The organism is Pseudarthrobacter sp. efr-133-R2A-89 (assembly GCF_030209315.1).
GTDB lineage: Bacteria > Actinomycetota > Actinomycetes > Actinomycetales > Micrococcaceae > Arthrobacter.
The window spans coordinates 351629-375987 of the sequence record NZ_JARVSE010000001.1; the positions used below are offsets into that span (position 1 = coordinate 351629).

Genomic DNA, 24359 nt, shown 5'->3' on the forward strand with positions numbered 1-24359 from the left:
GGTGTTGGTTGCCAGGCGGGAGATGTCCCCGTGCTAAGCAAACGTGGCCTGAAACACTTCAGGCGCGGGGTGAAACGTGGTTCAGTTCAAAGCTGATGCGCCTGATGATGGCCTCCGAAACCTCGGTTTTGGTCCCGGACGCCTCCTGTGGTTCGGAGCCGGCCCGGGAGAGGATGACCACCTCGTTGGAGTCCTGTCCGAACACCTTGTCCATGCCCACATGGTTGACCACCAGCAGGTCGCAGCCCTTGCGCTGCAGTTTGGCTTGGGCGTACGCCAGGACGTCGCCCTGGCTGTCTCCTGTTTCGGCAGCGAAACCGACGACGAGCTGCCCGCTTCCGGCACGGGATGCGTTGCGTTGCTCCACCAGTTCCTGCAGGATGTCCGGGTTGCGGACCAGGGTGATGACGGGGTCGGCGGTGTCGTCACGCTTCTTGATTTTTGTGTCCGAGACCTCCGCGGGCCGGAAATCGGCCACGGCAGCGGACATGATGATGACGTCGGAATCAGCTGCTGCAGCGAGTGCGGCCTCACGGAGCTCCATGGCCGTCTCCACACGTTGCACGTCAACCCCTGCCGGCGCCGGGACCTCCATGTGGGCCGCCAGCAAGCGCACGGTGGCCCCCGCATTCCGCGCGGCAACGGCCAGCGCGACGCCCTGTTTGCCGGAGGACCGGTTGCCGAGGAACCTGACCGGGTCCAGGGGTTCCCGGGTTCCGCCGGCGCTGATGGTGACGGTGCGTCCTGCCAGCGGAAGCTGGTAATCGGAGCGGCTCTGCACCAGCGCCATGGCGGCGTCGAAAATGGCCTGGGGTTCCGGGAGCCTGCCCGGTCCCGAGTCTGCCCCTGTCAGCCTGCCGGAGGCGGGTTCAAGGACTGCAGCGCCACGGCCGCGGAGGGTCTCCACATTGGCGCGGGTGGCGGCGTGTTGCCACATCTCCGTGTGCATGGCCGGGGCGAAGAGCACCGGGCCGTGCGCCATGAGCAGCGTGTTGGTCAGGAGGTCGCCGGCCTGGCCGGTGGCTGCCTTGGCCAGGAGGTCGGCCGTGGCGGGTGCGACGACCACGAGGTCGGCCTCGTGGCCCAGCCGTACATGGTTGACCAGGTGCACGTCATCGAAAACGCTGTTGCTGACCGGGTTGCCGGACAGCGCCTCCCAGGTGGCGGTACCGACGAACCGGGTGGACGCCTCGGTGGGGATCACCGTGACGTCATGGCCGGCTTCAGTAAAAAGCCGGAGGAGCGACGCCACCTTGTAGGCGGCAATCCCTCCCCCGACTCCGAGGACTATGCGCACGTGACCTCCGTCAACAGCAAGTCAGTTCGGCTGCAGGACTACTCTGCGGCTTCGATCGGCGTGGAGACCAGCTTGCCTTCGTTGATCTCCCGCAGGGCGATCGAGAGCGACTTCTCGTTCAGCTTGGTATCGACCAGAGGGCCGACGTATTCGAACAGGCCCTCGTGCAGCTGGGCGTAGTAGGCGTTGATCTGACGAGCACGCTTGGCACCGAAGATCACCAGGCCGTACTTGGAATCCGCTACCTTCAGCAGATCGTCGATCGGCGGGTTGATGATGCCTTCAAGGTTCGTAGACACGAATTTCTCCAAATTCCTAGCGGGCTGACGGTTCCGGCAGATGTGGATGCGGGGTCAGCCCCATGAGTGAAACAAGCTCGTCCGCTGCCCGGCGGACGTCATCATTGATGACGGTGTGGTCGAACTCCGGTTCAGCAGCAAGTTCCAGTTTAGCGGTTTCCAGCCGGCGCTGCTGTTCCTCGGGGGTTTCGGTCCCCCGGCCCACCAGCCGCCGGACCATCTCGTCCCACGTCGGCGGCGCCAGGAAGACGAACTGCGCGTCCGGAACTGCTGTCTTGACCTGGCGGGCGCCCTGCAGATCGATCTCCAGCAGGACTGAGCGGCCCTCGGCGATCGCCCGGTTCACGGTGCTCTTCAACGTGCCGTAGGTGTTCTGGCCGTGGACCACAGCCCATTCAAGCAGTTCACCGTCGGCAATGAGCTGCTCGAACTCTTCCTTGGACTTGAAGAAGTAGTGGACGCCATCCTCTTCCCCGGGCCGGGGGGCGCGGGTGGTGGCCGAGACGGAAAGCCAGACTTCGGGGTAGTTGTCCCGGATGTAGGTGGACACGGTGCCTTTGCCAACAGCCGTCGGACCTGCGAGGACTGTCAGTCCGGGTTTCTTGCTCACGTATTCCTTTTGCTGGAGGTGGGGAAGCGCAGGCGGCCGGCCTGCGCTAATGCTCGTCTATAAAATCTACCAGCGCCCGCCGCTGGTGGACGCCCAGCCCGCGGACCCGCCGGGACGCCGCAATGCCCAACTGCTGCATGATGGCCGCGGCCCGGACCTTCCCGATGCCGGGAAGGGCTTCGAGGAGTTCGGACACCTTCATCCGGGCCAGGGCATCGTCCTCAAGGGCTGAGCCAATGATGTCCGCCGCGGACCTGTCCCCGTTTCGAAGGCTTTCCTTGGCCGCCGCCCGGGTGGCCCTTGCCGCCGCCGCCTTGCCCAGGGCCTCGGCCCGTTCAGTCGCAGATAAAGGTCGCAGGACCATCACGGACACCCCCGGAGTCGGCGGATTTCATCCAAGGGCGGCCGCCCTTGGACCTGTCCTGAAAATACCCTTTGGTGCAGCCTGAAGCAATGCATCCGGGGAATTGGCGGCCTATTGTCCCCGCAGCCCGTCCAAGGTGCGCTGCGCAGCTTCCCGCAATCCACCCGGCCGGGGTCCTGCGGAGAGGATGTCCCGGCTGGAGGTTCCCAGGACCAGCGGGTACGCGGCGCCGAACGTGGCCCGGAGATCGGCAGGGGTAGCTCCCTGGGCGCCGAGGCCTGGCGCCAGGATGGGGCCGCGGACTGCTGCGAGGTCCAGGTCGAGGTCCGTCAGGGCCGTGCCAACGGTGGCGCCCACCACCAGGCCCACGGACCCAAGGTTTCCTGCGTAGCGGGCGTTCTCCGCGGCTGCGGCGGTGGTGATCCGGCGGGCTACCGAATCGCTGCCGCCAACGTGCTGGACGGAGGCGCCTTCCGGGTTGGACGTCAGGGCAAGGACGAACACGCCCCGGCCTGTGTCCGCGGCAAGGTCCAGTGCCGGCCGCAAGGACTCGAACCCGAGGTAGGGGCTGAGGGTGACCGAGTCCGCCGCGAGCGGGGAGCCGTCACGGAGCCAGGCGTCGGCGTAGGCGGCCATGGTGGAACCGATGTCCCCACGCTTGGCATCGGCGATGCTGAGCACCGACTGCTCGCGGGCCCCGGCCAGGACCTCTTCCAGCACGGCAATGCCGGCGGATCCGTGCCGTTCGTACAGCGCCACCTGGGGCTTCACCGCGGCAGCGAGCGGAGCCACGGCCTCAAGGACCGTCAGCGAAAACCGCCTCAGCCCCTCGGCGTCGTCGTCCAGGCCCCAGCTTTCCAGCAGCGCCGGGTGCGGGTCGATGCCCACGCAGAGCGGACCGCGGGATGCCATGGCGGCGCCCAGCCGGGAGCCAAAGGACTCCCGGCCGGCGCCCGGTACCTGCTCAGGCATGCTGCAGGGCCGCCTTCAGCTGCGACTCGGCAAGTGCTGCCGCATGCTCCTGCAAGCTGGTGACGGACCACTCGTAGGTGCGCATGGCTTCGATGGCCTGGACGGCGGCGTTGAACTCGGCCACCGTGGTGATGCACGGAATGCCGATGGACGTGGCCGCGGCGCGCAGTTCGTAGCCGTCGCTGCGTGCTTCGCCGCCGGACGGGGTGTTGAAGACCATGTCGATTTCTCCCGCGACGATGAGGTCGGCGATGGTGCCTTCCCCTTCGGCGCTGCTGCCCTCGGCCACCTTGCGGACCGGGGTGGCCTGGATGCCGTTGCGGCGCAGGACGTCGGCGGTGCCGCCGGTGGAGACGATCTCGAAACCGAGGTCCGAGAGCCGCTTGACGCCCATGATCACCGAGCGCTTGTCCCGGTTGGCCACGGACACGAAGACCTTGCCTTCGGTGGGCAGCGCGTTGTTGGCGCCCGCCTGGCTCTTGGCGAACGCGGTGTCGAAGTGCTTGTCGATACCCATGACTTCACCGGTGGAGCGCATCTCGGGACCGAGCAGGGAGTCCACCACCTTGCCCTCGAGCGTCCGGAACCGGCTGAACGGCAGCACGGCTTCCTTGACGGCGACGGGCGCGTCCAGCGGGAGGGTGGATCCGTCGCCGGTTTCGGGCAGCATCTTGTAGGCGCTGCGCAGCTGGTTGATGGTCACGCCGGTACCGATCAGCGCGGCGGCCTTGGCCATCTGGACGCCGGTGGCCTTGGACACGAACGGCACGGTCCGGGAGGCGCGCGGGTTGGCTTCCAGCACGTACAGGACGTCCGAGGCCAGCGCGAACTGGATGTTGATCAGGCCGCGGACGCCCACGCCCTCGGCGATGGCGCGGGTGGCCACGCGGACCCGTTCAATGACGTTGCTGCCCAGGGTGATGGGCGGCAGGACGCAGGCGGAATCACCGGAGTGGATGCCGGCTTCCTCGATGTGTTCCATGATGCCGCCCAGGTACATGTCGGTGCCGTCGAAGAGGGCATCGACGTCGATCTCGACAGCGTCCTCCAGGAACCGGTCGATCAGAACCGGGTGGTCCGGGGTGATCTCGGTGGCGTTGGCGATGTAGCGGGAGAGGTTCGGCTCGTCGTAGACGATTTCCATGCCGCGGCCGCCCAGCACGTAGGACGGGCGGACCAGGACGGGGTAGCCAATCTCGTCGGCAATCTTCTTGGCGTCCTCGAAGGAGACGGCCGTACCGTTCTTCGGCGCCACCAGGCCGGCCTTGTCCAGCACGCGGGAGAAGGCGCCACGGTGCTCGGCGAGGTCGATGGCCTCCGGTGAGGTGCCCAGGATGGGCACGCCGGCGTCGGCGAGCTGCTGCGCCAGCTTCAGCGGGGTCTGGCCGCCGAGCTGGACGAACACGCCCATGACGCCGCCCGTGCGCTCTTCGGCAGCGATGACTTCGAGGACGTCCTCGAGCGTCAGGGGCTCGAAGTACAGCCGGGTGGAGACGTCGTAGTCGGTGGAGACGGTTTCCGGGTTGCAGTTGACCATGACGGTCTCATAGCCGGCCTTGCGGAGCGCCATGGACGCGTGGACGCAGGAGTAGTCGAACTCGATGCCCTGGCCGATGCGGTTGGGGCCTGAGCCGAGGATCAGGATGGACGGCTTGGCGTGCAGCGCGACCTCGTCCTCCTCGTCATAGGCCGAGTAGTGGTACGGCGTGTACGCGGCGAACTCGGCGGCGCAGGTGTCCACGGTCTTGTAGACGGGGCGGATGCCGAGGGCCTGGCGGACGCCCCGGACCACTGCCTCAGGGTTGTGCGTGAGGGCGCCGATCTGCTCGTCCGAGAACCCGTGGCGTTTGGCACGCTTGAGCATGTCCGCTGTCAGTGCACCGGCCTGGCGGATTTCGTGGGAGATCTCGTTGAGCAGCTGGAGCTGGTCAAGGAACCAGGGATCGATCTTGGTGGCCTCGAACAGCTGCTCCACGGTGGCGCCGCCCAGGAGGGCGCGCTGGACCTGGTGCAGGCGCTCGGTGGTGGGGCGCTTGGCCTTTTCGATAAGTTCGGCCACTTCCCATTCCGGGACGCTGCTGAAGTCCAGCTGCGAGCCCTTCTGTTCCAGGGAGCGCAGGGCCTTCTGCAGTGCTTCGGTGAAGTTGCGCCCCATGGCCATGGCCTCGCCCACCGACTTCATGGTGGTGGTGAGGGTGTTGTCCGCCGCCGGGAACTTCTCGAAGGCGAAGCGCGGGACCTTGACCACCACGTAGTCCAGGGTGGGCTCGAAGGACGCCGGGGTCTTCTGGGTGATGTCGTTGGGGATCTCATCCAGGGTGTAGCCGAGCGAGAGCTTGGTGGCGATCTTGGCAATCGCAAACCCGGTGGCCTTGGACGCCAGTGCTGACGAGCGGGAGACGCGGGGGTTCATTTCGATGACCACTACACGGCCGGTGGCGGGGTCGATGGCGAACTGGATGTTGCAGCCGCCGGTATCGACGCCCACCTCGCGGATGACGGCGATGGCGACGTCGCGCAGCTTCTGGTACTCGCGGTCGGTGAGGGTCAGCGCCGGAGCCACGGTGATGGAGTCGCCGGTGTGCACGCCCACGGGGTCGAAGTTCTCGATGGAGCAGACGACAACCACGTTGTCGTTCTTGTCCCGCATCATTTCGAGCTCGTATTCCTTCCAGCCCAGGATGCTCTCCTCGAGCAGCACCTCGCTGGTGGGGCTGTACTGCAGGCCCTGGCCGACAATCCGGCGCAGGTCGTCCTCGTTGTAGGCCAGTCCGGAGCCCAGGCCGCCCATGGTGAAGGACGGGCGGACCACCATGGGGTACCCGAGGTCGACGGCGGCCGTGAGGGCCTCGTCCATGGTGTGGATGATGTGGCTGCGGGCGGACTCGGCGCCGCAACGCTCCACCACACCCTTGAACTTTTCGCGGTCCTCGCCGAGCTCGATCGCGGCGATGTTCGCGCCGATCAATTCCACGTTGTACTTCTCGAGCACACCGTTCTTGTCCAGGGCGATCGCGGTGTTCAGCGCGGTCTGGCCGCCCAAGGTGGGCAGCACGGCGTCGGGCCGTTCCTTGGCGATGATCTTCTCCACCACCTCGGGGGTGATGGGTTCAACGTAGGTGGCGTCGGCGAACTCGGGGTCGGTCATGATGGTGGCCGGATTGGAGTTCACGAGGATGACGCGCAGGCCCTCCTCCTTGAGGACACGCAGGGCCTGCGTGCCGGAGTAGTCGAATTCCGCGGCCTGGCCGATGACGATCGGGCCGGAACCAATGACGAGGACGCTTTTGAGGTCTGTACGTTTTGGCATTACTTCTTGTCCTCGGTCTTGTTGTCGTTGGCAGTCTTGGTGTCAGCGTTCCTGGTGTCCGCCATCAGGTCGATGAAGCGGTCGAACAGGTACGCGGCGTCGTGCGGGCCGGCGGCAGCTTCGGGGTGGTACTGCACGGAGAACGCCGGGATATCCAGGCAGGCAAGGCCTTCCACGACGTCGTCGTTCAAGCTGATGTGGCTGACTTCCACCCGGCCGTACCGTGATTCCGGCGCCCGGGTGGCGCCGTCGAGCGGGGCGTCCACGGCGAAGCCATGGTTCTGGGAGGTGATCTCGACCTTCCCGGTGCGGCGGTCCATCACGGGCTGGTTGATGCCGCGGTGTCCGTAGCGGAGCTTGTAGGTGCCAAAGCCCAAGGCCCGGCCGAGGATCTGGTTGCCGAAGCAGATGCCGAAGTACGGCAGCTTTTCGTCCAGGACTGAGCGGAGCAGCTTGACCTGGGCGTCTGCGGTCGCTGGGTCGCCAGGGCCGTTGGACATGAAGAAGCCGTCCGGGTTGACGGCCTTGACATCCTCCAGGGTGGCGGTAGCCGGCAGCACGTGGACGCGGACGCCCCGCTCGGCGAACCGGACCGGGGTCATGGCCTTGATGCCGAGGTCAATCGCCGCGATGGTGAAGCGGGGTTCCCCCTCCCAGCCGTGGTCCTTGGGCTCCACAACGTAGGCTTCGTCGACGCTGACTTCCTCGGCCAGGCGGGAACCTTCCATGGGCTCGCTGGCCAGGACGGCGTCGAGCAGTTCCTTGTCCGTGGCCTCTGCCGCCTCGCCGGAGAAGATGCCGGCGCGCATGGTCTTGTGTTCGCGCAGGTGCCGGGTGATGGCGCGGGTGTCCACGCCCTGGATGCCGACGATGCCCTGGGCCACCAGTTCCTCGTCAAGGGAGCGCTCGGAGCGCCAGTTGGAGGGCCGGCGGGCGGCATCCCGGACAATGTAGCCGGCCACCCAGATCCGGCGTGACTCGGCGTCTTCGCTGTTCACACCGGTGTTGCCGATGTGGGGTGCGGTCTGCACCACGAGCTGGCGGGCGTAGGACGGGTCCGTAATGGTTTCCTGGTAGCCAGTCATGCCGGTGGCGAAGACGGCTTCGCCCAGGGCGGTGCCGGTGGCGCCGTAGCTGGTGCCTCGGAAAATGCGGCCGTCTTCGAGAACCAGCGCAGCGGGGGCTGACACAGGAGCGGAGGTGGTTGCTGTCAATGTATTCGCTTTCACTGTCTTACTTTCCACTGGTGGCACCAGCCGCTGGGGCTGACGAAATCAATTCCTGCAGGGCCTGGTAGAGCACGTCTTTGTCGGCGGCGCGGCGGGTCCGGAAGCCGGTGTCGAGTTCGTGCGCGCCGTGCGTCCAGGCCAGCACGAGCAGGCCGTCTTTCTCGACGAACTTCCCGGCCATGCCGCTGTCCTGCCGGACACCGGTCAGGGAAGCAGCTGGGATGTAGAGCGCCGGCGCTCCGGCCCGTTCGTAGAGGACGCCGTGCGGGTAGACCGCGAGGGTTGCGTTGGTGCGGATCCCCAGGCCATGGACGGCGATCCGATCAAGCCAGTCACCGGCGGTGGTGGTGGCAACGTACTGCCCTTCGGCGACGGCGGCGGGTTCACCAGGTGCCGCAGGCACCTCGGGCAGCTGTTCGACGTCGGCCTGGCGCCTGAGCCGATTCCGCCAGCCGATGCCCAGGAGGACAAAGACGACGGCGACGACCGCCAGCATGGCAAGTCCGGGGAGGATTTTGTCCATCAGGCGACGCCTGCCGTGGTGGCTGCGGCGTCGGGGTGGGGCGTGTTCAGTGCACCCTCGAGCACCGTGGGGTGTCCCTTGTAGAAGGTGGCCACCACCTTGCCCGGCAGTTCCCGGCCCTTGAACGGCGAGTTGCGGCCCATGGTGGCCATCGTGGACGGATCGACGGTCCAGCGGGCTGCCGGGTCCACCAGGATGAGGTTGGCGGGTTCGCCCGCTTCGATGGGCCGTCCCTGGTCGGTGAGGCGCCCGATCTTCGCCGCGGCCGTGGAGGTGACGCGGGCGAAGTCCGCCCACGTCATCAGCCCGGTTTCGATCATGGCGTGCTGCACGACTGAGAGGGCCGTTTCAAGCCCGGTCATTCCCATGGCGGCCTGCGCCCATTCGCATTCCTTGTGTTCGCTGGGATGCGGTGCATGGTCGGTACCCACAACGTCGATCGTGCCGTCTGCGAGCCCGGCACGCAATGCCTGGACGTCGGCATCGGTGCGCAGCGGCGGGTTGACCTTGAAGACGGGGTCGTAGCTGCGCACGAGGTCATCGGTCAGCAGCAGGTGGTGCGGGGTCACCTCGGCGGTGACGTCGATGCCCCGTTCCTTGGCCCAGCGGATGATTTCCACGGAGCCTGCCGTGGAGACGTGGCAGACGTGCAGCCGCGAGCCGACGTGCTGGGCCAGCAGGACGTCGCGGGCGATGATGCTTTCCTCGGCGACCGCAGGCCAGCCGGTCAGGCCGAGGACCGCCGAGACGTCGCCCTCGTTCATCTGTGCCCCTGCGGTAAGGCGGGGTTCCTGCGCGTGCTGGGCCACGACGCCGTCGAACGCCTTGACGTATTCCAGCGCCCGGCGCATCAGGACGGGATCGTGGACGCAGATGCCGTCGTCGGAGAACATCCGGACCCGGGCGCGGGAATCGGCCATGGCGCCGAGTTCTGCCAGCTGCTCCCCCGCCAGTCCGACCGTGACGGCCCCGACCGGGCGTACGTCCACCCAGCCTGCAGCGCGGCCCAGGGTGTAGACCTGCTCGACGACGCCGGCGGTGTCGGCGACGGGGGTGCTGTTGGCCATGGCATGGACGGCCGTGTAGCCACCCAGGGCCGCTGCGCGGGTTCCGGTTTCGACGGTCTCGGCGTCCTCGCGGCCGGGTTCGCGCAGGTGGGTATGGACATCCACCATGCCGGGCAACGCCACGAAGCCGGCGGCGTCGATCACCGCGGCTCCGTCGGCATCCAGGCCGTGGCCGATCTCGGCAATGATGCCGTCACGGATCAGCACGTCCGAGGCTTCGCCGCCCAGGATCGAGGCGCCCTTGATGAGGTAGGTTCCGGTGGTGGTCGTCATCAGATGCTCTCCTTGATGGGCGCGGCGGTGGTGTAGGCCGGGGCCCGGGTTGCGGCTGGTTCGCGGGAATCCCCGGAGAGCAGCAGGTACAGTGCGGCCATCCGGACGGACACGCCGTTGCGGACCTGTGCCAGGACGGTGGACCGGGATGAGTCGGCGGCGGCGGCGCTGATTTCCAGGCCGCGGTTCATGGGACCGGGGTGCATGATGATGGTGTCCGTCATGCCGAGGTCGTCCAGGGCGCGGAGCCGGTTGTCGTCGAAGCCCCAGCGGCGGGAGTATTCCCTGGTGCTGGGGAAGAACGACGCGTTCATGCGTTCGCCTTGGACGCGGAGCATCATGACGGCGTCCACGCCGTTTGCCAGGGTTTGGTCGAGGTCGTAGCTGACGCTGCAGGGCCATTGTTCGACGCCGACCGGCAGCAGGGTGGGCGGTGCCACCAAGGTGACCTCCGCACCCAGGGTACGGAGCAGCCAGACGTTGGACCGTGCCACGCGTGAGTGCAAGACATCCCCGACGATCGCGACGCGCAGGCCCTTAAGGTCGGTTCCCTCCGACGCCGTTCCGGCCAGCCGCGCCCAGTGCCGGCGCATGGTGAAAGCGTCCAGGAGGGCCTGGGTGGGGTGTTCATGGGTGCCGTCACCGGCGTTGATGACACCGGCGTCGATCCAGTCCGTTGCGGCGAGCCGGTGCGGCGCGCCGGACGCCCAGTGGCGGATGACGACGGCGTCTGCCCCCATGGCGGACAGCGTCTGGGCGGTGTCCTTGAGGGATTCGCCCTTGGATACCGAGGACCCCTTTGCGGCGAAGTTGATCACATCGGCCGACAGCCGTTTGGCTGCGGCTTCAAAGGAGATGCGGGTCCGGGTGGAGTCCTCGAAGAAAAGGTTGACTACCGTGCGTCCGCGCAGCGCCGGGAGTTTCTTGACCTCCCGCTCGCCGACGGCAGACATTTCCTCGGCAGTGTCCAGGATGCGGATGGCATTCTCAAGGCTGAGGTCCTGGGTGGACAGGAGGTGTTTCATGCGCCGCCCTCAATCACGACTTCGTTGACCGGTGATCCGCCGTGGGGCGTGTCGGTCTCCTCGAGCCGGACCCGGACCTTTTCGGCGGAGGACGTGGGCAGGTTCTTGCCCACATGGTCAGCACGGATGGGAAGTTCGCGGTGGCCCCGGTCGATCAGGACGGCAAGCCGGACGATGCGGGGCCGGCCGAGGTCAACGAGGGCGTCCAGGGCGGCGCGGATGGTGCGTCCCGAGTACAGGACGTCGTCGATCAGCACCACTACCTTGTTGTCGATCCCCGTACGGGGCAGTTTGGTGGGGTACGGCGGCCGGGTCCCCTGGTGGGAAAGATCGTCACGGAACATGGTGACGTCAAGCTGACCCACGATCGCGGCAGCGTCCACGGTGGCGTCGGCAGCGGCGATTTTTTCGGCCAGCCTGACAGCCAGCGGGTATCCGCGGCGGGGAATGCCCAGCAGGACCAAGTCCCTGGATCCCTTGTTTGCTTCGAGGATCTCATGGGCGATACGAGTGAGTGCCCGGTCAATATCCGCCTGGCTTAGGACAACCCTGGCTGGAACCGGTGCGCTGGTGACAGAAGTCAACGCTCGTCTCCCCTTTCCCCGCCTCACAGGACGGAATTAAAAAAGGAACATTTGCGATTCAAAATTACCACATCGCCTCCCGTCCCCTGCCCCCGGAAAACGCGTTGCTGGTCACACCGGATGGCGCGGATTGGCAGTTCCTTGGCGCTCCGGCAGCCCCCGCCTAGGCTTTCCGGTATGCCGACGTATCCGCAGCAACCACCACCCGGGCTTCCCGAGGACCCCTACCGCGAAGCGCCCGGGCCGGTCCCCCGGCAGGCCAACCCCAGCTGGATGGGCCAGGTCCATCCAGGACATTACCGCCCGGCACCGGGGCACGGCGGCCAGCCCCTGGCCACCGTCGGCCCGTATGTCCCGGGGCTTGCGCTGCGGGTATCCCGGGCACGGACCGGGCTGGCGGGACTCTCCATCGCAGGCAGTGTGCTGGCGTTCCTGAGCCTGTTCCTGGTGGTCCCGTTCCTGCTGTCCAATACCGGCGCCGGCGGATTCCTGATCGGGTTCCTCGCGTCCCTGGTTCCCTTGTCCGTGGTCCTGGCGGCGGTCCACATTATCGACAGGTGGGAACCGGAGCCCAAGCGGCTGCTGTTATTCGCCTTCGTGTGGGGCGCCGCGGTATCCGTTGCCGTGACCCTGCTCATCCAGCCGTTTTTCGTCATCGCGTTCCAGTTTACGGACCAAGTGGACCTGCAAACGTATATGGCCACAGTCCAGGCGCCCGTGGTCGAGGAGTTCGCCAAGTCCTTGGGCCTGCTGATCATCCTGCTGGCAGCGCGACGGCAATTCGACGGGCCCGTGGACGGTGTCGTCTTTGCCTTTACCATCGCCGGCGGGTTCGCCTTCACCGAGAACATCCTCTATTTCGGCAGGGCCGTGGCCGAATCGGCTTCCCCTGCAAGCGACCTCGCCCAGATCTTCGTCCTCCGCGGCGTGATGTCGCCATTCGCGCACGCGATCTTCACCGGAACCACAGGCCTGGTGATGGGGTTCGCCGCGCGGAAGTGGCATACCGGAGCATCGGTCGGAGCGTTCCTTGTGGGGCTGCTGCCGGCCATGTTCCTGCACAACAGGTGGAACAGCATGGGCAGGGGCTTCCTGCTGGACTACATCATGGTCCAGGTTCCGATCTTCCTGCTGGCGGTGGCAGGCATCATCTTCCTTCGGATTGCCGAGAAACGCCTGACCCGGCAAAGGCTGCTGGAGTATTCGGCCGCGGGCTGGTTCACGCCGGACGAGGTCCAGCTCCTGGCGACCCCCACCGGAAGGCGCACGGCGTTGTCGTGGGCCGCCGCCTCGGGCAGGAAACCGCAGATGAAGCAGTTCCTGAAGGCGGCCACACAGCTCGCGAATATCCGCCAGCGGATCCTGAGCGGGCGGGACGTGCCCCTTCACCAGGCCGAGGAGCGGCAACAGCTCCAGAGGATCCTGGAGCTCCGCGCAGCCATCGCCCGTTGAGGACGCAGAAGGGACCCGCCGGATGTCCGGCGGGTCCCTTCTGCGTCGAGCTGACGCCGCAAACCTGGTCTCTTTGCTAGGCGAGCAGCGAGGGCTTCAGCTGCTGCAACCGGCCAAGCAGGCCGTTGATGAACTGCGGAGACTCATCCGTGGAGAGCGTCTTGGCCAGTGCAACGGCTTCGCTGACCGCCACTCCGTCGGGGACGTCGTCGTTGTACAGGAGCTCCCAGGTACCAATGCGAAGGATGATGCGGTCCACTGACGGCATCCGTTCCAGGCTCCAGCCCTGCGAGTAGGTCTCCAGGAACTCATCGATGGCAGCCTGCTGGGACACTACGCCCTCAACGATTTCCAGGGTGTAGGGGTTGACCACCTGGTCGGTCTTTTCCCGGCGTGCGCGAAGCACGTCGAACGCCGAAACAGAGCGTTGCTCCGCCTCGAAAAGAACATCCAGTGCCCTGTTGCGGGCTTTACCGCGGGCGCTCACTACTCGGTGACCCGGCCCAGGTAGCTGCCGTCGCGGGTGTCCACCTTGACCTTGGTGTTGTTCTCGATGAACAGCGGCACCTGGATCTCGTAACCCGTTTCCAGGGTGGCAGGCTTGGTGCCGGCGGACGAGCGGTCGCCCTGCAGGCCCGGCTCGGTGTAGGTGATTTCGAGGACGACGCTCGGCGGCAGTTCGATGTAGAGAGGGTTGCCGTCGTGGATGGCGATGTTCACCATCTGGTTCTCAAGCATGAAGTTGGTGGCGTCCCCCACCGTGGCACCGGAAACGGTGATCTGGTCGTAGTCGGAGGTGTCCATGAACACGAAGTCTGCGCCATCCTGGTACAGGTACTGGTAGTCGCGGCGGTCCACGGTGGCCGTCTCAATCTTGAGGCCGGCGTTGAAGGTCTTGTCGACAACCTTGCCGGACATCACGTTGCGCATCTTGGTGCGGACGAACGCGCCGCCCTTGCCGGGCTTGACGTGCTGGAACTCGATGATGTTCCACAACTGGCCCTCAAGCTTCAGGACCGTTCCGTTCTTAATGTCGTTAGTGGTTGCCACTGGTTTCCTCTGGTTTCTTTATCCGGCCGTGTGGGCCAGGTGCTGTATGCCGGGCGGGCAAACCAAAGCGGCCCGCCTGCACGTGTTTGTCAAAAATCGCGTGGATGCAAAAATTCCACAACCATTCTACCCGGTAAATACCGGGCAGCTTGTCCGCTGCCGCCGCCTGCCGCCTCAGCAGGCCAATTCCAGGATGTCCCGCGCACGCTGGAGCGCCACGGTGGAGGAATAGATTTGGGCAGCATCCGCGGACTGCGCCACCCGCAGGTCCAGCGCCTTGGAGAACGACTCCACGGCGGCGGAGGTCTGGCCCGCTGCGTACTGGGCCTTGCCCAGGAACTGCAGTGCCAGCGCTTCACGGGGCGTGCCGTGTACCTCTGCCAGGAGCTGCCGGAACAGTTCAATGGCGCGGTCCATCCGGTGGGTGACGCTCAGTACCTCGGCTTCGAAGACGCGGAGCCGGAACGATTCCGGGTCCTTGAAACGTGCTTCGGCCAGGAGTTCAGCCGCGTCGGAGGCGTGACCCTCGACCAACAGGACGAATATGTGGTCCGCGGGGTCAGTGGAGGCTGACAGTGCTTCCCGGACGGCGTCCTCATTGACGATCTGGGGCATCAAGGTTTCCGGGTTGATGCGGATACCGGGAAATCCGGCCTGGGGCCAGTCGGCGGTGCCGTTCATGTCGCCCTGCATCAGGATGCAATTTCCTGGTACGCGGCGAACAGCAGCGAGGTGTCCGGCACATCAAGGATGCCCGGCTTGGCGATTCCGTCCAGCACCACGAAGCGCAGCAGGTCGCCGCGGGACTTCTTGTCGCGGCGCATCCCATCCAGCAGCCCCTGCCAGCGGTCCCTGCGGTAGGTGACCGGCAGCCCGAGGCCGTCCAGGATGCTCCGGTGCCGGTCGGCGTCGGCGTCGCTGAGCCTGCCCACGCTGCGGGCAAGTTCGGCCGCGAACATCATGCCCACGGACACCGCGGCGCCGTGCCGCCATGAGTAGCGTTCCACCAGCTCGATGGCGTGGCCCAGGGTGTGTCCGTAGTTCAGGATTTCCCGGAGCCCGGATTCTTTGAGGTCTTCGGAAACCACCTTCGCCTTGACGGCGATGGCGCGTTCAATCAGCTCGCGCAGTGCCTCGGAGCGGGGATCCACCACCGCGGCCGGGTCTTTCTCCACGAGATCGAGGATGGCGGGGTCGGCGATGAAGCCGCACTTGATGACCTCGGCGAGGCCGGAAATGATCTCGTTCTTCGGCAGCGTGTCCAGCGTGTCCAGGTCGGCCAGGACGGCCGCAGGCGGGTGGAACGCTCCCACGAGGTTCTTGCCTTCCGCGGTGTTGATGCCGGTTTTGCCGCCCACGGACGCGTCAACCATGCCCAGCAGGCTGGTGGGCATGTGGATGACCTTGACGCCGCGCAGCCAGGTCGCGGCGACGAAGCCGGCGAGGTCGGTGACTGCTCCCCCGCCCACGGCCACGATGGCGTCCGAACGGGTGAAGTCGTTCTGTCCCAGGACCTGCCAGCAGAATGCCGCGACCTGGATGTGCTTGCCTTCCTCGGCGTCCGGGATTTCCGCCGTAAGCGAGGTGAAGCCGGCCTCGGCCAGCTCGTCGCGGACGGTGTCGCCGGTGAGGCGCAGCGCGCGGGGGTGGATCACCAGGACGCGGCGGACGCGTTCACCCAGCAGGGCGGGAAGTTCACCAAGCAGGCCGCGCCCGACGACGACGCCGTAGTTGTTTCCGGCACCCTCGCCGGTGACGTTGATGACTGTTGATTGAGTGTTCACTTCTCAACTTCCTGTTTGGCAGCTGCGTGGTGCCGCAGTGCTGCTTCCAGCCGTGCGCCGAGCTCGGGTATGGAGCCGTGGCGGACGTCCAGGGTGATGTCGGCCAGCCTCTCGTAGACCGGCCTGCGGGTGGCGAACATTGCTGTCCAGCGGCCCATGGCGTCGCCGGCGAGGAGTGGCCGGCCCGAGTTCCGGGCGATCCTGTCCGCCACGGTATCAGCGTCGCATTCGAGGTAGACCACGGTGCAGCGGCCCATGAGCTGCTGCGTCCCTGAGTCGAGCACGGCCCCTCCCCCCAGCGAAATCACCGTGGTGGTCCCTGCCGCTTCCTCAACGGCGCCGGCGACGGTCCGAGCTTCGATTTCGCGGAACGCGTGCTCTCCGCGGCCTGCGAAGATATCGGCGATGGAGCCGTGCCCGGCAACGATGACTGCGTCGGTGTCAATGAAACGGGCGCCCAATTGTTGCGCCAGTTGCTGGCCGATGGCCGATTTGCCGACGGCCATGGGGCCAATGAGCACGATCGGCCGGCCGCCTGCGGGGCCGGTACTGCTGTGATGGAGCACTACTGGCCGATCGAGTCCAGGGAAGCCGGGATGTTGTCCAGGTAACCCTTGATGTTGCGGGCGGTTTCCGGCACGGAGTCACCACCGAACTTCTCCATGACCGCTTCGGCCAGGACCAGTGCCACCATGGCCTCGGCCACGACGCCTGCGGCCGGGACGGCACAGACGTCGGAGCGCTGGTGGTGGGCCTTGGCCGGTTCACCGGTGCTGACGTCGATGGTGCGCAGGGCGCGCGGCACGGTGGCGATCGGTTTCATGGCGGCACGGACCCGGAGGACGTCGCCAATGCTCATGCCGCCTTCGATACCGCCGGCTCGGTTGCTGGCTCGGCTGATCCTGCCCTTGCCGTCACGGACAATTTCGTCGTGGGCGGCTGAACCGCGGCGTGCAGCGGTCAGGAAGCCGTCGCCCACTTCCACGCCTTTGATGGCCTGGATTCCCATGAGCGCCGCGGCCAGGCGGGCATCGAGCCGGCGGTCCCAGTGCACGTAGCTGCCCAGTCCCGGCGGAAGCCCGTAGGCGAGGACTTCGACCACGCCGCCCAGTGTTTCGCCTTCTTTGTGTGCGGCGTCCACCTCGGCAACCATGGCGTCGGAGGTTTCGCGGTCGAAGCAGCGCAGCGGATCCGTGTCCAGGGCGATGACATCGCCGGGCAGCGGCAGGGGCCGGCCTTCGGGCACGGTGACGCTGGCGATCGAGACGGTGTGGCTGACCAGTTCGATTCCGAGGTGCCGGAGGAAGCGGGCTGCCACGGTGCCGAGGGCAACCCGGGTCGCTGTTTCGCGGGCGCTGGCGCGTTCCAGGACCGGACGTGCCTCATCGAACCCGTATTTCTGCATCCCGGTGAAGTCGGCGTGGCCCGGGCGGGGCCGCGTCAGCGGTGCGTTGCGGGCCTGGTCGGCGAGGAGTTCAGCATCCACGGGGTCGGCAGACATAATCTGCTCCCATTTGGGCCATTCGGTGTTGCCCACCTGGATGGCGACGGGACCGCCCTGGGTGCGGCCGTGCCGGACACCGCCGAGGATGGTGACCACGTCCTGCTCGAATTTCATCCGTGCGCCGCGGCCGTAGCCGAGCCGGCGGCGGGCCAGGGAGTCTGCGATGTCCCCGCTGGTGATTTCCACACCAGCAGGGACGCCCTCAATAATTCCCATCAAAGCCGGGCCATGGGATTCACCGGCAGTCAACCAACGCATAATTTCCATCCTGCCACGTAGGGCGGTCAGAACGCCCGTCGGGCAAGGCCGACTGCGTCACACATCACATCTATGACAGCTGCGTTAACGTCTTCCCCACGCCGGGTGAAAAGCCGCACCTGCTCCACCGCCTGGTACAGCAGCATCTCCAGGCCTGGCACCACGCGGCCGCCACCGGACTGCCACACCGAGGCCACCAGGCTGGGCCACGGATCGTAGGCCACATCCAGGAGGACACCCGGCGTCGTTGTCTTCAAGGCCGCGATTTCGGCGGCGAGGCCGTCGGCCGCGCGTGGCGGCAGGGTGGAGATGACGACGTCGGCTTCCGAGGTCGGGCGCGCGGCGTCAGCGAGCGGTCGGACCTCCAGCGCTACCCCCAGGCTGCCGGCCGCGGCGCGGACGTCGGCAGCCCGCGAGGAATCACGGACGTACACCTGAACCGTAGAGGTGCCGAGTTCCTTCAGGGCCGCAACAGCCGACGCCGCCGTGCCGCCGCCGCCGAGTATTACGGCCGACGGCGCCGCGGCCGTCCCGGCGTGGCGCAAGGCGTTCACGATCCCCGGGACGTCGGTGTTGGACCCGACCGTCTTCACCGCGCCGCCGGATTCCTCGAAAGTGACTGTGTTGACGACCCCCAGGGTCTGCGCCACTCCACGGACTTCGTCCACTTCATCAAGCATGGCGGTCTTCAGCGGCATGGTCACGGAGAGCCCGCGCCAGCCGGGCTGGTTCCGGATCTGGCGCATGAAGGACGGCAGCAACTGCTCGGTGACGTCGATGGCCGTGTAGCTGATCGCCGCGCCCAGCCGCTCATACGCCGAAAGGTGCAGCGCGGGAGACTTTGAGTGGCTGATCGGGTGGCCAAGGACGGCAGCCCGAAGGTTCATGTGCAGCGGCCCGCGTTGGCCTTGCACCATGCGTTGTACTGCTCAACGTTGGCGTTGTGTTCGGCCAGCGTCTTCGCGAACTTCGTTTCGTTGGTGTCGAGGTTGACGGTGACCCAGTACAGGTAGTCATTGGATTTGGGCCGTGCGGCCGCGTCGATGGCAGTTTTGCCCGGTGAACCAATGGGACCTGGCGGGAGTCCGGGGTTGGCGTACGTGTTGTACGGGTTGGACTTGTCCTTGCGCTGGTCATCCGTGAAGTTCAGGCTCTTGGTGCCCAGGCCGTAGGTCACCGCCGAATCCACCTGGAGGAAACCGCCGGTCTGGTCGTTCGGCTTGAGCCGGTTGTAAATCGCTCCGGCCACGTCGCCGTAATCGGCCTGGCCGCCCTCGGCCTGGACAATGCTGGCCACAATGACGGCCTGGTACTGCTTGGCGGGGTCGGTGATTCCCTGCGACACCAGCTCATCGGTGGTGGCTTTCACGAGGGACTGCAGGATGTCCTTGGCCGGGGTTCCGAGCGGGAAGCGGTATTCACCCGGGGCGAGGTAACCTTCCAGGTTCTTCGCGTTCGCCGGCAGGCCAAACTGGGCGGGCTGGTTGCTCAGCGCCTGCAACTGCTGTATGGAAATTCCAGAACCCTCGGAAATTGCCTGCAGCGACTCCCCGATCCGCAGGCCGGCGCTGAGGGCGAAGTAGATGACCTTGGACTTGTCTTTGCCGGCCAGGACATCAACGGCGTCGGCGTTCTTCATTTCGGTCTTGAAGACGTAGTCGCCCGGCGACAGCGTTGCCCCGGATGCATGGAACGCCTGCATGAAGGTGTCGGCATTGGCCACGACCCGCTGGTTCTCTAGGTCGACAGCCACCGACCGGGTGCCTTCGCCGCTTGCCACGGTCACGTGGACCTCGCCGGTCCCCGGTCCGGGGAAATCCGATGGCTTGCCGCTGCCGAGGAGGGGCTTGAGGAACTGGGCGCCCACAGCCACCGCCGTCACGAACACAGCGAGCGTCAGGAACAGGGCCAGCAACCTGCGCCGGCGCCGGACCTTCTTCGAGGGCCGGGACACTACCTGGGCGGCCGAGGACACGGGAAGCAGCTCGTGGGCGGCGTCCGGGTGGGCATCGTCCGGGTGGGCGTCGTCCGGGTGGGCATCGTCGTGGTATCCGGCGTCGTATGCATGGTGGTCCGGGATTTCCCCGTAGTGGTGCCCGTCGTGGTCATGGTGGCCGTCGGTGAAGGGGGCGTGGTCCGGGTGGTGGACCACGTCGTCGTGGTGCTGTACATCCTGATTGTGCGCAACGTCCGCGTAGGCGTACACGTCCGCAGGGTGCTCTGCGTCCGGGACGTTCGCCAGGTCCTCCTGCTGGTGTACGTCGTCGCCAACCTGCACGTGGTCATGCGGCGGCGCCACGGTGTCGTGGTGGGTGCCGGCGGAAGCCTCGTTACTCCAAAGGCCGGCAGGGTGGGAGTCACCGGCCGGCGGTCCGTCCTGGATGGATGGCGGCGCTTCGGGGGCAGCCGGCACGTCCTCGGCGTCGGGAAGCGGAGCAAAGGTTGGTTCTGCGGCCGCGGGAGCGGCTGCCGGCGGCGTGACGGGAGGCGGCGGGACCTCGCCCGTCTCATAGGCCTGCTCGGGGACGGCGTCGTGGCCGCCGGTATTGAGGCTCTTTTCGCGTGCGCGCAGTTCCTTGCGGGTCAACGGCCTCGCGGCCCCGGCGTCCTGCGGGCCGGAAGTGTCGTCAATGTTGGCAGGGCTCACTGTTGCCTTCCATTATCTGAAGATCGGGCCGTGTCTGCGGAGATGGCGCGGACTGGTTCGTCCACCCCACCGGCCCCCAGGTCCACGGTCGGGGATGGCGCTGTCACGCGTGAGCCGACATCCGCTCCCCTGGCTTTCTGCATGTCGATGGCGTGCTGAAGGATACCCGCCGCCGCGACCTGATCAACCACTTTACGGTGGTTCCTGCTGCTCATGCCAGCTTCGTGCAGGTTCCGGTGCGCCGTAACGCTGCTCAGCCGCTCGTCCACGAGGTTCACCGGGACCGCCAAACCGCGTCCGGAAAGCTCTTCAACTAGCAGCAGGGCGTAGTCCGTGGCCATCCTGGCGGACGCGTGTTCTTCGCCCTTCATGGTGCGGGGCAGGCCCACGAAAACCTGGACGGCTCCATGTTCTTCCGCCAGTTCGGCGATGACCCGAACGTCCGAGTTCTTCTTGGCGTTCCGGTCAAGGGTCTTGTAGGGCGTGGCCAGGATCCCGTCGCGGTCACACAGTGCCACGCCGACCCGGACGGTGCCCACGTCCACCCCCAGTTTGACGCCCTGGGGGTAGCCGCCGGCAGCTGCAGGATTGGTCATGGCAGGATTAGCGCGCCGAAATGGCGTCGACGACGGCGGCAAGCGCGGAGCCAACCTTTCCGGCGTCGGTCCCTCCACCCTGGGCCACATCGTCCTTGCCGCCACCGCCACCGCCGAGCACGCCGGCGGCGATACGGACCAGCGCACCGGCTTTGACGCCGGCTTCCCGGGCTGCCTCGTTGGTGGCCACCAGGATCAGCGGACGGTCGTTGGCGACACCGGCGACGGCAACCGCGGATGCCGCCGAGCCGAGCCGGTTGCGCAGGTCCAGGGCCAGGCCCCGAAGGTCGTCGGCCCCACTGACGGTGCCGGCGTCGTGGGCCAGCACCTTCACTCCCCCGGCGTCCTTGGCGGTGTCCACCAGCCGCGCGGCAGAGGCAGCCAGCTGTTCCTTGCGGAGCCGGTCCAGTTCCTTCTCGGTGGCTTTCAGCTTGGCCAGCGTGGCGGAAATCCTGTCGGCGAGCTGGCCGGACGGGACTTTCAGCAGGTCGGTCAGTTCGGTCACCAGGGCGCGCTCGGCGGCAAGGTGACGGAAGGCTTCCATGCCCACGAAGGCTTCCACGCGCCGGTTGCCCGAACCGACGGACTGTTCGCCCAGGAGGGACAGGCTGCCGATCAGCGAGGTGTTGGCAACGTGGGTGCCGCCGCAAAGCTCGCGCGACCACGCGCCGTCGATTTCCACCACGCGTACTTCGCTGCCATAGTTCTCGCCGAAGAGGGCCATGGCACCCATGGCCTTGGCCTCGGCCAGGCCCATGATCTTCGTTTCCACCGCGTAGTTGTTGCGGATGGCAAGATTGGACACTTCTTCGATTTCCGAACGCGTCGCCGTGCTCAGGCCTTCGCCCCACGCAAAGTCGAAGCGCAGGTAACCGGCCTTGTTGAAGGAGCCGCGCTGGGTGGCCTCCGGCCCGAGGATCTGGTGCAGGGCGGCGTGCACGATGTGCGTGCCCGTGTGGGCCTGCTCGGCGGCGTGCCGGCGTTCACGGTCGACGGCGGCGCGCACCAGCGAGTCTGCGCCGATCTCGCCTTCGCGGACAACCGCTTTGTGCACGCTCAGGCCCTTGATGGGGCGTTGGACGTCCAGGACCTCGACGACGAACCCGTCACCGGTGATGAGGCCGGTATCGGCAGCCTGGCCGCCGGCCTCGGCGTAGAACGGGGTTTCGGCGAGCACGAGTTCGATTTCGTCGCCGGTGGCAGCCTGCTGGACCTTGCGGCCGGCGCTGAGGAGGCCGCGGACACGCGACTCGCCCTCGAGTTCTGTGTAGCCGGTGAAGACCGTCTCGCCCTGGCCCAGGAGCTCCTGGAAGACCGTGACGTCGGCGTGGCCGCCCTTCTTGCCCTTGGCGTCTGCCTGGGCGCGCTGGCGCTGTTCCTGCATCAGGCTGCGGAAGGCAGCCTCGTCAACCTTCAAGCCCGCCTCTTCGGCCATTTCGAGCGTGAGGTCGATGGGGAAGCCGTAGGTGTCATGGAGGGTAAAGGCGTCCTCGCCGGACAGCGGCTTGTTGGCTGCCTTGGATTCTTTAACCGCGTCCTCAAGCCGCGCAGTCCCGGACGCAATGGTGCGGAGGAACGCTTTCTCCTCGGCGTAGGCGATGCGGCTGATCCGGGCGAAGTCGGTGTCAACGACGGGGTAGACGCCCTTCATGGCATCCCGCGACGCCGGCAGCAGCTCCGGCAGGCAGGCCTGTTCGACGCCCAGCAGGCGCATGGAGCGCACGGCACGCCGGATCAGGCGTCGCAGGACATAGCCGCGGCCTTCGTTGGACGGGGTGACTCCGTCGGAGATCAGCATGAGGGCCGAGCGGATATGGTCCGCCACAACGCGCATCCGGACGTCGTCCGTGTGGTGGGGGTCCTCGGGAGTCTCAGCGGAGGTGTATTCCTTGCCGGAGAGTTCCGCGGCCTTGTCGATGACCGGCCGGACCTGGTCGGTCTCGTACATGTTCTCGACACCCTGCAGGATCATGGCGAGGCGTTCCATGCCCAGGCCCGTGTCGATGTTCTTCTTGGGCAATTCGCCCACGATGTCGAAGTCCACCTTGGAGCGCACGTTCTCGATCTGGTACTGCATGAACACGAGGTTCCAGATCTCGATGTAGCGGGTCTCGTCAGCCAGCGGGCCGCCTTCGATGCCGTATGCGGGTCCGCGGTCGTAGTAGATCTCCGAGCAAGGCCCGGCCGGACCGGGCTGGCCGGTGGACCAGTAGTTGTCCGACTTGCCCATCCGCTGGATGCGTTCAGCGGGGACGCCGGTGTTCTTGAGCCACAGTTCCTCGGCTTCGTCGTCCTCTTCGTAGACGGTCACCCACAGCCGCTCGGGCGGAAGGCCGTAGCCGCCGTCGTCAACGCTCGTGGTGAGCAGCTCCCAGGCGAACTTGATGGCGTCTTCCTTGAAGTAGTCGCCGAACGAGAAGTTGCCGCACATCTGGAAGAAGGTGCCGTGCCGGGCAGTCTTGCCCACTTCTTCGATGTCACCGGTGCGGATGCACTTCTGCACGCTGGTGGCACGGGAGTAGGGCGGTTCCTCGCGGGCGGTGAGGTAAGGGATGAACGGGACCATGCCGGCCACCGTGAACAGCAGCGAGGGGTCGCTGGAGACCAGCGATGCGGAGGGAACCGCCGTGTGGCCCTTGCTGACAAAAAAGTCCACCCAGCGCTTAGTGATCTCCTGCGACTTCATGAGCTGTTTTCTTACCCTTCGTGGTCCGCGGCTCCTGCCGGGCGCGGAAAGTTAGTTCAGGTGGCGGGATCCGGGATCGGTCCCCGCCGGTTTTCGTTGGCTGCCGTTGCGTACCCTGGGGCTCAGCGGCGCACCAGTTCCGCGGAGTCGACGCCCAGTGCGGCGCGGAGGTCGGTCTCACGCTCGCGCATCCCGGCCCGGACGGCATCGGCGAAGTCGTACACGCCGTCTGCCAGGCGCCCAACAGCACGGTTGAGGCCTTCGGGTCCGAGGTTGGCCTGCGCCTCGGTGACCTTACGGAACGCGATGACGCCGATGGCCACGCCAATTCCCATCCAAACAATTCTTTTCATGTTCGTTCTTTTCGAATCTAGCGGCTGCGGCGGCCGGCTGCGGGCTTCCTGCGGTTCGCGAAGGCGCTGCGCACGCCGTAGCTGAACGCGGCCACCTTGATCAGCGGCGAACCCACCGTGGCGGCGACCAGCGAGGACAGGGCGGAAATGTTGGCGGACGCATCCGAGACGTTGGACGAGATGCCGTCGACCTTCTTCAACTGCTGGTTGGTGGTCGACACGGTGGCGGTGACCTCGTCCATCAGGGGCGTGGCGCCGTCACTGATGGATTTGATGGCGGTGCGCACCTCGTCGAAGACACTTCCCAGCTTCAGGATGGGTACCGCGAGCAGCAGCACCAGGAGCGCGAACACCCCGGCAGCGATCAGGCCGGCAATATCGCCACCAGACATAGACGTTCATCTCCTCGAAATTCCGTGGTCGGGTTCCATCCTGGCCGGGCCCGGAAGGCCCGATGCGCAGATGTCCCCCAAGTA

General features: G+C 66.4%; 24 protein-coding genes. 1 reads left to right on the plus strand and 23 read right to left on the minus strand.

Features of this window, described 5'->3' with window-relative positions; all coding sequences use genetic code 11:
* Positions 1-58: 58 nt before the first annotated feature.
* The 11 genes from coaBC to pyrR form a co-directional block, all read right to left on the minus strand.
* Positions 59-1297 (minus strand): bifunctional phosphopantothenoylcysteine decarboxylase/phosphopantothenate--cysteine ligase CoaBC, encoded by a 1239-nt coding sequence (coaBC, locus tag QRM95_RS01600; protein WP_285246156.1) that lies wholly within the window; start codon positions 1295-1297, stop codon positions 59-61.
* 38 nt (positions 1298-1335) lie between these two features.
* Positions 1336-1596, minus strand: coding sequence for a DNA-directed RNA polymerase subunit omega (gene rpoZ / locus QRM95_RS01605; protein WP_026264487.1), 261 nt, complete (start codon positions 1594-1596; stop codon positions 1336-1338).
* Between the two features lie 16 nt (positions 1597-1612).
* Complete coding sequence (gene gmk, locus QRM95_RS01610) at positions 1613-2206, minus strand: guanylate kinase (protein ID WP_285246157.1); 594 nt, start codon at positions 2204-2206, stop codon at positions 1613-1615.
* A gap of 46 nt (positions 2207-2252) precedes the next feature.
* A complete protein-coding gene (gene mihF / locus QRM95_RS01615) occupies positions 2253-2570 on the minus strand; it encodes an integration host factor, actinobacterial type (protein ID WP_026264488.1) in 318 nt (105 codons plus the stop codon).
* Positions 2571-2681: 111 nt separating this feature from the next.
* Positions 2682-3542, minus strand: a complete 861-nt coding sequence (gene pyrF / locus QRM95_RS01620) for an orotidine-5'-phosphate decarboxylase (protein ID WP_285246158.1) — start codon at positions 3540-3542, stop codon at positions 2682-2684.
* Complete coding sequence (gene carB / locus QRM95_RS01625; protein WP_285246159.1) at positions 3535-6852, minus strand: carbamoyl-phosphate synthase large subunit; 3318 nt, start codon at positions 6850-6852, stop codon at positions 3535-3537. The genes pyrF and carB overlap by 8 nt, the downstream gene beginning before the upstream one ends.
* Entirely contained in the window at positions 6852-8105 is a 1254-nt protein-coding gene (carA, locus tag QRM95_RS01630) for a glutamine-hydrolyzing carbamoyl-phosphate synthase small subunit (RefSeq protein ID WP_502934918.1), read from the minus strand. The genes carB and carA overlap by 1 nt, the downstream gene beginning before the upstream one ends.
* Positions 8086-8604, minus strand: a complete 519-nt coding sequence (locus tag QRM95_RS01635) for a PH-like domain-containing protein (RefSeq protein WP_285246161.1) — start codon at positions 8602-8604, stop codon at positions 8086-8088. Before QRM95_RS01635 ends, carA begins: the two co-directional genes overlap by 20 nt.
* Positions 8604-9944 (minus strand): dihydroorotase, encoded by a 1341-nt coding sequence (locus QRM95_RS01640; RefSeq protein WP_285246162.1) that lies wholly within the window; start codon positions 9942-9944, stop codon positions 8604-8606. The genes QRM95_RS01635 and QRM95_RS01640 overlap by 1 nt, the downstream gene beginning before the upstream one ends.
* Positions 9944-10969, minus strand: coding sequence for an aspartate carbamoyltransferase catalytic subunit (locus tag QRM95_RS01645; protein WP_285246163.1), 1026 nt, complete (start codon positions 10967-10969; stop codon positions 9944-9946). The genes QRM95_RS01640 and QRM95_RS01645 overlap by 1 nt, the downstream gene beginning before the upstream one ends.
* Positions 10966-11553 carry a bifunctional pyr operon transcriptional regulator/uracil phosphoribosyltransferase PyrR gene (gene pyrR, locus QRM95_RS01650; protein WP_285246164.1) on the minus strand — a complete coding sequence of 196 codons (588 nt, stop codon included), beginning with the start codon at positions 11551-11553 and terminating at the stop codon, positions 10966-10968. Before pyrR ends, QRM95_RS01645 begins: the two co-directional genes overlap by 4 nt.
* 177 nt (positions 11554-11730) lie before the next feature.
* Here pyrR and QRM95_RS01655 point away from each other — a divergent pair, with 177 nt between their 5' ends.
* Positions 11731-13005 carry a PrsW family intramembrane metalloprotease gene (locus tag QRM95_RS01655; RefSeq protein WP_285246165.1) on the plus strand — a complete coding sequence of 425 codons (1275 nt, stop codon included), beginning with the start codon at positions 11731-11733 and terminating at the stop codon, positions 13003-13005.
* A 76-nt stretch (positions 13006-13081) separates the two neighbouring features.
* Here QRM95_RS01655 and nusB read toward each other — a convergent pair whose 3' ends face one another.
* The 12 genes from nusB to QRM95_RS01715 all read right to left on the minus strand — a co-directional run bounded on the left by nusB (position 13082) and on the right by QRM95_RS01715 (position 24275).
* Positions 13082-13492, minus strand: a complete 411-nt coding sequence (gene nusB, locus QRM95_RS01660; RefSeq protein WP_018761427.1) for a transcription antitermination factor NusB — start codon at positions 13490-13492, stop codon at positions 13082-13084.
* Positions 13492-14055, minus strand: a complete 564-nt coding sequence (gene efp / locus QRM95_RS01665; protein ID WP_018761428.1) for an elongation factor P — start codon at positions 14053-14055, stop codon at positions 13492-13494. Before efp ends, nusB begins: the two co-directional genes overlap by 1 nt.
* Positions 14056-14229: 174 nt before the next feature.
* Positions 14230-14748 carry a tetratricopeptide repeat protein gene (locus QRM95_RS01670; RefSeq protein ID WP_285246166.1) on the minus strand — a complete coding sequence of 173 codons (519 nt, stop codon included), beginning with the start codon at positions 14746-14748 and terminating at the stop codon, positions 14230-14232.
* On the minus strand, positions 14748-15839 hold the full coding sequence (aroB, locus tag QRM95_RS01675; RefSeq protein WP_285246167.1) for a 3-dehydroquinate synthase: 1092 nt from the start codon (positions 15837-15839) through the stop codon (positions 14748-14750). Before aroB ends, QRM95_RS01670 begins: the two co-directional genes overlap by 1 nt.
* Positions 15836-16405: a shikimate kinase gene (locus QRM95_RS01680; protein WP_285246168.1), complete on the minus strand. Its 570-nt coding sequence runs from the start codon at positions 16403-16405 to the stop codon at positions 15836-15838. Before QRM95_RS01680 ends, aroB begins: the two co-directional genes overlap by 4 nt.
* Positions 16405-17604 carry a chorismate synthase gene (gene aroC, locus QRM95_RS01685; RefSeq protein WP_285246332.1) on the minus strand — a complete coding sequence of 400 codons (1200 nt, stop codon included), beginning with the start codon at positions 17602-17604 and terminating at the stop codon, positions 16405-16407. Before aroC ends, QRM95_RS01680 begins: the two co-directional genes overlap by 1 nt.
* Positions 17605-17627: 23 nt before the next feature.
* The gene (locus tag QRM95_RS01690; RefSeq protein ID WP_285246333.1) at positions 17628-18488 is read right to left on the minus strand and encodes a shikimate dehydrogenase; all 861 of its coding nucleotides are present in this window, start codon (positions 18486-18488) and stop codon (positions 17628-17630) included.
* Complete coding sequence (mltG, locus tag QRM95_RS01695) at positions 18485-20248, minus strand: endolytic transglycosylase MltG (protein WP_285246169.1); 1764 nt, start codon at positions 20246-20248, stop codon at positions 18485-18487. Before mltG ends, QRM95_RS01690 begins: the two co-directional genes overlap by 4 nt.
* Positions 20245-20844, minus strand: a complete 600-nt coding sequence (gene ruvX, locus QRM95_RS01700) for a Holliday junction resolvase RuvX (RefSeq protein WP_285246170.1) — start codon at positions 20842-20844, stop codon at positions 20245-20247. Before ruvX ends, mltG begins: the two co-directional genes overlap by 4 nt.
* A gap of 7 nt (positions 20845-20851) precedes the next feature.
* Complete coding sequence (alaS, locus tag QRM95_RS01705; RefSeq protein WP_285246171.1) at positions 20852-23530, minus strand: alanine--tRNA ligase; 2679 nt, start codon at positions 23528-23530, stop codon at positions 20852-20854.
* Positions 23531-23652: 122 nt separating this feature from the next.
* Positions 23653-23883 carry a DUF6167 family protein gene (locus tag QRM95_RS01710; RefSeq protein ID WP_243835433.1) on the minus strand — a complete coding sequence of 77 codons (231 nt, stop codon included), beginning with the start codon at positions 23881-23883 and terminating at the stop codon, positions 23653-23655.
* A 17-nt stretch (positions 23884-23900) separates the two neighbouring features.
* A complete protein-coding gene (locus QRM95_RS01715) occupies positions 23901-24275 on the minus strand; it encodes a DUF948 domain-containing protein (protein WP_018761438.1) in 375 nt (124 codons plus the stop codon).
* Between the last annotated feature and the right edge of the window lie 84 nt (positions 24276-24359).